Source organism: Peribacillus sp. NPDC060253 (assembly GCF_042727425.1).
In the GTDB taxonomy this organism is placed as follows: domain Bacteria; phylum Bacillota; class Bacilli; order Bacillales; family DSM-1321; genus Peribacillus.
Window position 1 is genome coordinate 1 of the sequence record NZ_JBHXAS010000180.1, and the last position, 7,038, is coordinate 7,038.

At 36.2% G+C, this 7,038-nt stretch carries 6 protein-coding genes; 1 reads left to right on the forward strand and 5 read right to left on the reverse strand.

The genetic code is table 11. The features are described 5' to 3' along the window. Positions 1 to 615: 615 nt before the first annotated feature. The gene (locus tag ACFWE9_RS25135) at positions 616 to 1,572 is read right to left on the reverse strand and encodes a class F sortase (protein ID WP_230159361.1); all 957 of its coding nucleotides are present in this window, start codon (positions 1,570 to 1,572) and stop codon (positions 616 to 618) included. An 87-nt stretch (positions 1,573 to 1,659) separates the two neighbouring features. Further along, complete coding sequence (locus ACFWE9_RS25140; protein WP_377359372.1) at positions 1,660 to 3,009, reverse strand: copper amine oxidase; 1,350 nt, start codon at positions 3,007 to 3,009, stop codon at positions 1,660 to 1,662. Positions 3,010 to 3,721: 712 nt separating this feature from the next. Here ACFWE9_RS25140 and ACFWE9_RS25145 point away from each other — a divergent pair. After that, positions 3,722 to 3,859, forward strand: a complete 138-nt coding sequence (locus ACFWE9_RS25145) for a DUF3953 domain-containing protein (RefSeq protein ID WP_290370598.1) — start codon at positions 3,722 to 3,724, stop codon at positions 3,857 to 3,859. A 367-nt stretch (positions 3,860 to 4,226) separates the two neighbouring features. On the opposite strand, the gene ACFWE9_RS25150 is transcribed toward ACFWE9_RS25145, so the two are convergent. From ACFWE9_RS25150 to ACFWE9_RS25160, 3 genes are all read right to left on the reverse strand, one after another. Continuing rightward, complete coding sequence (locus ACFWE9_RS25150) at positions 4,227 to 4,493, reverse strand: CPCC family cysteine-rich protein (RefSeq protein ID WP_230159362.1); 267 nt, start codon at positions 4,491 to 4,493, stop codon at positions 4,227 to 4,229. Between the two features lie 109 nt (positions 4,494 to 4,602). Beyond that, entirely contained in the window at positions 4,603 to 4,857 is a 255-nt protein-coding gene (locus ACFWE9_RS25155) for a hypothetical protein (RefSeq protein WP_377359370.1), read from the reverse strand. 534 nt (positions 4,858 to 5,391) lie between these two features. Further along, positions 5,392 to 6,723 (reverse strand): peptide MFS transporter, encoded by a 1,332-nt coding sequence (locus ACFWE9_RS25160; protein WP_230159364.1) that lies wholly within the window; start codon positions 6,721 to 6,723, stop codon positions 5,392 to 5,394. Between the last annotated feature and the right edge of the window lie 315 nt (positions 6,724 to 7,038).

Genomic DNA, 7,038 nt, shown 5'->3' on the forward strand with positions numbered 1-7,038 from the left:
TCTAATATTGTTCAAGTAATGGCAAATGGTATGAAAACGCTTATTTGTCCTTTTCTTTAAAAATAGTTTAAAATGCAACTAGCACCTATAAAATGAAAGTTACATTAGATGGTGAATCGATGATAAGGAAATCCTTATTTCATAGCCATTTCATCCAATGAAGCCAATACCCGCAAATTTACTTTTCGGCCAAGTAATATGATAGTTGCTTGCCTCCGATCAGCCCGTCTGATTTCCACTAGGAATTTATATATTTTCATCAATCGTCTGATTTTTTTATGCTACATTACCGGCCGAGCAATTTTCCCATAACCATTTATACCATCCTCCATCCTTACTCATTACAACTATTGAAACATTAAAAACCCCGGATAAGGGTCAATTATATATGTGTGTCCCTTATCCGGGGTTTAGTAATATTCACGATTTTGCAAACGCACTAGCAGTTGATCATATAAATCTAATGAAATACTTACCTAGTGGGTTAGTTGTAACTCCCTCAATTCAAAATTAATTTTTCACGTATTCCCCTCTCTTAAATGTCCATCTTCTTTGTTTTATACTGTTACTCGCTTTAAGTGGGGAGATAAAAAGTCCATTTTTTTTTGGCTATTCTTATTTAGCAAAACTAGACGGAGCTGATTCTTGCCCATATTCATTAACTGCTGTCACATAGTAATGAGCATTTGTTGCGTTTTTATCTACAAAATTCTTACGTTCATACTCTGATATGCTCCCAATATGTGTGAATGTTCCACCTGGCTGTTTTTTATAAACTCGGTAACCGATAATATTTCCGTCACTTACGGCATACCAGGTTAACAGATCACCACTTATTTTCGCATTCGTTGGGGTAGCAGGCGGTTTTGCTTTATTTTCAAGCTGTTTTTCTTCTTCTGTTTTTAATTCTGCATATACAACTAATCGTTCTTGATGCGTGCCTTTCAATCGATCAAATGTGCCTGTACATGTAATTAAATTCAAATGGCGCCCCTTGCTATATCCGAAGATTTCGTTAAGAGGTGCTTTGTCTCGTGGATAGCTTTGTTTTTGTTTTACCACAAATGTGAGTTTTGTTCCTTGCTTATCCTTAACCGTAATTTCATCACCTTTTGCGAGATCTTTCAAATGATAAAAAACAGCTGGTCCTGTCTTACTATCTACATGACCTGCTAATACGGCATTTCCTTTCACCCCTGGTTTTGAACCAGGTTCAAACCAAGCCACACCCTCTTCAGTAAAAGGGGCAGCCATTTCACCGTTATCCAATAATCCAACTTGCTCAATTGAAGCATTTACATCAATTGAAGGAATGGTTACATTTGTTGGAATAATGCCATTAAATTCTTCATTGAGGGGTTTCTTTTCTGTATTATGTTCCTTTAATACGGTAAATTCCTCTTTAAGTGTGACACGACTTTTTACATGTTCTTTTTGTGTTTCTTTAACTTGATCCGCCTCTTGCTCTTTTGTTTCTGATGCTTGAACCATTAATTGTTTCACATAGACGGTTCCACTAATGAATAAAACGGCTAATAAGATAAAACAAGCGAAAAGAATTCGTTTTTTCACATCATTACCTCATTTCAATCTGCTCAATTTGAAAAAAAAAAAGAGAGATTATGCTCTCTTCTTTTTTTCACTTTTCATTTAATATTTTTATTTATTCAGTTGTCTTTTACGTACGACTACAACTGCCAATAATGCGGCTAATGAACCTAGAGCAGTCCATATTATTGTTAATGGGTTAGCTGTTTGTTCGGAAGCACCGCCCATGCCTGTTTTAGGCATATCAGTTGGCATCGCTGTTCCCGCAAACTTGTCTCGGTTTTGTTTTACAATTGCATCGCCAAGTGCTTGGCCAACACCGAACATTAATTTGTACCCTTCACGGTATGTGTCATAGCTTCCAGCATAGTCGCCTGCTGCATACTGTTCAAACGTTTTAATAACTGTATCTTCATGTGCTTTAACGGCATCTTGTGCTGCTTTCGTTGGTAGATTCTCTGCTGTTGCACTTCCTAAGAATGTACCAAACTCTTGTGCAAACTTATGAAGTTTATCTTTTGCTGCCTGTTCTCCTTCTTTATCACCTTTTATTTTTGCGCTTACGAACTCAGCTTGTGCACTGATATGATCTCCTTGCCAAATTTGTTCAAATTGAGCTGCACCCTCATCACCATATACTGAACCAATGGCTGCTTTGAAATCAGCTGTATTTGTGTTTTCAGACCAACCTACATAGTCATAGTCTTCTGCACCTTCGAACCCTTTTTGCATACCCATTGTCGCTAAAGCAAAGTGTTCAGCTGCTAAACTATTTAATGTAGAACGTAAATCAGCTGCCGGTGTGTCTGCTTTAGTATGTTCAAATTTATCTGGCATTTGCTCTACAATGGAAGTAGACAGCGCTTTACTGATATCGAACATATGTTGGAATCCTTCACGATAAGTTTTAGCTGCACCTTCATAATCACCTTCTACGTAGTCCTCAAATGTCTCTTTCACTTGGTCTTCATGTATACGAAGTGCTTCTTTTGCTGCAGCCTCAGGTAGTTTCCCTTCAGTTGCTGTGCTTAAAAACGTCGCAAATTCATTTACAAATTGATCAACTTCTTTATCAACCTCAGCCCTGGCAGCTTTGTCATTTTCTTTTGTTGCTTTTACAAAATCATCTGTATAGTTGTTATGTTCTCTAAAAATCCTCTCAAATTCAGCAGCGCCTTTTTCTCCATAAATGGAGGCAATGGCCGGTTCCATATCAACCGCGTTTTGGTCTAAAGCTTTGAATGCTTCGTCTGCATCTTTAGATCCCTCGTATGCCGTTGTCATTGCAGCTACCGCTAATGTGAAGTGTTCAGATAATAAGTAGTCTAAGTCAGCACGTAAATCTGCTGCCGGTGTAATGGCCGTTGGTTTCATTTCCTCAGCATGTACATTGGCCATCGTTGGCATTAAAAGTGAAGCGCCTAAAACAGGAATAATTAATTTTTTACTGAAATTCATTATTTTCCACTCTCCTCTTTTTTTGTTTTATCCTTTTTTCTTTACACTTACTAAACGGAGAGATAATGGATTTGGATCACTCTTTTTTAAAAAGAATTTTATATTTCTTTACCTCTGGTCCTAAAAACATTGGTTTACCAACGTTTTTAGGCAAAAAAAATGAACACTCAAATGTTGGAGTGTTCGCTTTTTTTTCTTATTTTTACATATTCATACTCAGTACGATTTGTCTCTTTCTGGTTAGCGGATGCAGTAGCTATTTCATCATTAGGAACTACCAACTTTGTCATAAAGGTTTCTTCAATTTTTGATTATTTATGATAACCAAAAGAACAGGCCTATATATAAAGTCGACCAGTAATTTTACACGCTCGATCTTACTCCCAACACATATGATGAAGTTAATATAAATAAATTGATTAAAGATATTGAGGAAATACTGGAAAATAGAATATTAGATGTAGATGACTACTTCAAAAACAACAATTTTTAAGAAAATCGCCTTCTTTATTCTATTATCGGGGAAAAGTAAGTGAAAGAATAGATTTACATTTTATGAATAAAAAGGTGATAAATGGTATAATTGAAAAGTTGTTCTGAATTAAGAGGAGGATATATATTCTTGAAATTAGTTAGAATTATCTTAGTAATAATTGTACTTGCTTTATCAACTTATCAACTAATTACTAGGAATATTGAGTTGATGCCGTATTCAATGTTTTTCTTGGGCGCATATATGTTAGTAACTGGATTAGCCGAACTTCAAAAAGATAGAAAAGGAGGATTTTTGGGGTGCGTTGTTGTCTCGTTATTTCTATTCTATGTTTCCATAGATGCTTTCATAATAAACTAACAGATGCGTAATGGGACAACATAGTAAAATAACGAGAAAAGTATATAATGACTTTAAAAGGGCTTGTTAAAACTACAAGTCCTTTAAATGTGCCTTTTTTATTAAAAATGTTTAAAATTAAGACTGTTTAATTCAAGTAGAAAATACCGAAAAAACCACAATGAACACAACCTATACGTGAATCGAGTCGAGCTTCACGTATAGATCCGAGTAATTTATCTATTCAATCAGTTTCTTCTTGAAACAAATTGTTTTATAGCCTCAAATAAAGGCATTTGTTGAGACTTAGTTCGTTCGTTGGGACCTTCCTATACATTTTCCCACAAAACTAAACGCCTCCTATAAAACGGATTATGTCAACGTTCAATTACTCAAACGGTTTCCAACTTTGATCTTTAATATCGGACATATTAGGCCGTCTAACATTTTTCAAAAAATCTTTTTCAGAAACTCCAAAGTTTATAAATTTTTTTTGTGCTTCTTTTAAGGAAACATTATTTGCACCACCATCCATATCAGGGTGATCGAATTGAAAATTATCATCTTCCCAAAAACAGATTTTACAAATATCATACGTTCCTGGAGGTTCTTCATCTAATGTTTTATAACCACAGCAGGGACAAGTATATTTCATAAACTCACTCCTCTTAGATAAATTAAACTACCCTACCCATTAGCTCTATAAGATAAAGGTTGCCTTTGCAACCACTATTATTGAATACAGCACCTTTTAGTTGAAGAGATTATCGGAAAATAAATTCAGACAAAACTGTTCCGAAAATAAAAATTGAAATCATAGTCAACCATCCTACTTTTTTTGTTACCTGTTTCTGAAGGAAATTGATTTTAGATACAATAAAAAGAGCACCAAAAAGTACAGCAATTATACATACTAATTTCAGCCAAAATGAAATACCCATTATATCAAGATACGGAGGAAGGAAAGTTAGTACAATAAAAATCGAACTACCAAACGCTACATTTTCCCATTTTTTCAACTTCTCTTACCTCCTTTAACTTTTCAAATTTTAATCAACATTCCTATAATAAACGTTTTTTTGGTTATTTATAAAAATAATAATACTCTGTTTTCTCTAATTCCATATGCAACTAACCTGCCCCTTTAGTTGTATAAATCGAGTAGGAGGAGGCGTCTAGCCTCCGACCTCTCACACCACCGTACATACCGTTCGGTATACGGCGGTTCAGTTTAAGTCTGACGTAGTTTTGTATATTTACTAACCCTTGGTGGTAGAAGTCCTTAGCATTTATTTTAAATACAAACAAATATGTGCAGAGAGCTAATACTTTACTAAAGCTCTCTCTTTTATTGATGTTCAATCCCGAATCACAATTTACCTTTGCGCCCGTTGATGATTATGTTTCATAAGAGAATCGTTCCTTTCTGGTTTGGCTCGTTGTGGAAACTCCTCTTACGCCAGTTTGGACCGTTTCTTTTATTTTTTACACTAAATAAAAAAAGCTCGACCCAAAGGCACATTATGTGCCTTTTGGGTCAGCTCCTTTTCTCATTATTTCATCAGCTTTGCTACTGGCTTCGAAAGAAGCAATAATACAATACCTAAACCAATTGTTACAAAACCAATTACACTGAAGATTTCCAGGTAACCTAAAGACTGCGTATATGCAGCTAATTGGCCGGCTACCATATTAGCTACCGCGGAACTTGCCAGCCATACTCCCATTAGAAGAGAGGCAAGCTTGATTGGAGCAATTTTACTTACCATTGATAAACCAACTGGTGAAATCATTAATTCGGCTAATGTATGAAGGAAATACGTTACAATCATGAACAGGATGTTTACTTTCAGCGCTGTATCGTTTCCTGTATACATAACAGCAGGAAGCAGTACTAAGAAACCTAAACCAACAGTGACTAAACCAAGAGCCATCTTCGTTGGAGTTTTTAAGTCACCGCGTTTTGAGCTGCCAAGCTTGTACCATAAAGCAGACATAATTGGCGCTAACAACACGATGAATAATGGATTCAATGATTGGAACCAGGCAGTTGGAACCTCAAAACCAAATACATTCCGATCAATTTGGTCATTAGCATACAATGTCAATGAACTTCCTGCCTGCTCGAAAGCGGCCCAGAACGCAATAACGAAGACTGCCAAAATCACGATAGCCGCTGTACGTTTTTGTTCTCTTTTCGTTAACGGTGCAGCTGATTTTTGACCAGCTGTAACTTCCGGTTTGCCTGTAGGTTCTTTACCGATATCACCTAAATAGCGATTGCCTAATAAGTTGAAAACTAACTGCCCTGCAATCATGCCAATTGCTGCTGTCAAGAACCCATATTTATAGCTCATAAGCCCAACTACTAATGGTGCGAAGAAAGCACCAACGTTAATACCCATATAGAAGATGGTAAAAGCTCCATCACGACGCGGATCGTTGTCTTCATAAAGATCACCAACAATTGTCGAGATGTTTGGCTTGAAGAAACCATTACCGATAATCAATAAACCAAGACCAATGTAAAGCGCTGTCAAACTCTGACTTGAGAATAGCGAAAAGTTACCAAGCGCCATTAAAATACCGCCAATCGTGATCGCCAATCTTCTGCCTATGAAACGGTCAGTCAAGTATCCGCCAATCATCGGCGTAATATAAACGGCACCAGTAAAGAATCCGTATATACCCATAGCCGTAGTTTTGTCGACTCCAAGCCCGCCGTTTACAACAGTTGCTGTTAAGTAAAGAACAAGAATTGCTCTCATTCCGTAATAGCTGAAGCGCTCCCATGCCTCAGTAGCGAACAGCATATACAGTCCTGGAGGATGCTTTTTCCTGGACTGATTTGGCTGCTGAACATCATTTTTTAATATTGCTTGCATAATAAAGTCCCCCTAAATATGGTTAAATATTAAACCATCCACCAATCGTTACATTCACAAAATAATTGCATGGTTATTTTAATAGACAAATTATTGATTCGTTCCACCTACTCCTAATACGATGATGGCGACGCATGCCATCCAACCCACCATCAGTAAGCGTTTACATTTTTAATCTTGACTCTGTTGCAAAAGGAATCAGATAGCAAAATCTAAATGAACATTAACTAATAAATTCACTCATTTTATTCGAAGACGTTTAATGAAAGCATTTAAATCTTAAAGAATCTTTAGTGTTGTAAAATAATTTTATAT

Coding starts and splice junctions, on each gene's coding strand:
- ACFWE9_RS25145 (WP_290370598.1), top strand. CDS start 3,722: ATGTTTTTCTTGGGCGCATATATGTTAGTAACTGGATTAGCCGAACTT.
- ACFWE9_RS25150 (WP_230159362.1), bottom strand. CDS start 4,493: ATGAAATATACTTGTCCCTGCTGTGGTTATAAAACATTAGATGAAGAA.
- ACFWE9_RS25160 (WP_230159364.1), bottom strand. CDS start 6,723: ATGCAAGCAATATTAAAAAATGATGTTCAGCAGCCAAATCAGTCCAGG.